At 69.5% G+C, this 780-nt stretch carries 1 protein-coding gene; it reads left to right on the plus strand.

The window, feature by feature from the left end; all coding sequences use genetic code 11:
- Positions 1 to 780: methyl-accepting chemotaxis protein (locus ACPCUX_RS18785; protein WP_423389394.1), on the plus strand; the 780-nt coding region annotated here is incomplete at both ends.

The raw sequence follows: 780 nt of genomic DNA on the forward strand, positions 1-780 counted from the left end.
GTGCGGGCCGAGGTGGTGGGTCGTGACGAGCTGGGGCAGATGGCTGCGGCGTTGACGAGTGCGCAGGAGAACTTGCGGGGGATCATCGCGGAGGTGGCGGGGACGTCGGAGGCGGTGGCTGCGGCGACGGAGCAGCTGTCTGCGGCGGGTGCGCAGTTCTCGGCGTCGTCGGACGAGACGGCGGCGCAGTCGGGTGTGGTGGCGTCGGCGGCGGAGCAGGTGTCGCAGAACGTGCAGACGGTGGCTGCGGGTGCGGAGGAGATGGGGGCTTCGATTCGGGAGATCGCGCAGAACTCGAACGAGGCGGCGAAGGTGGCGAACAAGGCCACGGAGCGGGCTGCGGCGACGAACGAGACGGTGCAGAAGCTGGGGACGTCGTCGCAGGAGATCGGTGACGTGATCAAGGTGATCACGTCGATCGCGGAGCAGACGAACTTGTTGGCGTTGAACGCGACGATCGAGGCGGCTCGTGCGGGTGAGGCGGGCAAGGGGTTCGCGGTGGTGGCCAGCGAGGTGAAGGAGCTGGCGCAGGAGACGGCGAAGGCGACGGAGGACATCGCGCGTCGGGTGGAGGCGATCCAGGGGGACACGGTGGGTGCGGTGGAGGCGATCGGGGAGATCGCGGACATCATCGGGCGGATCAACGACTACCAGCTGACGATCGCGTCGGCGGTGGAGGAGCAGACCGCGACGACGAACGAGATGTCGCGGGGGGTGCAGGAGGCGGCGACGGGGTCGAGCGAGATCGCGGGCAACATCACCGGCATCGCCGCCGGCGCG

Source organism: Cellulosimicrobium sp. AB352, from assembly GCF_049538415.1.
GTDB classification, from domain to species: domain Bacteria; phylum Actinomycetota; class Actinomycetes; order Actinomycetales; family Cellulomonadaceae; genus Cellulosimicrobium; species Cellulosimicrobium funkei.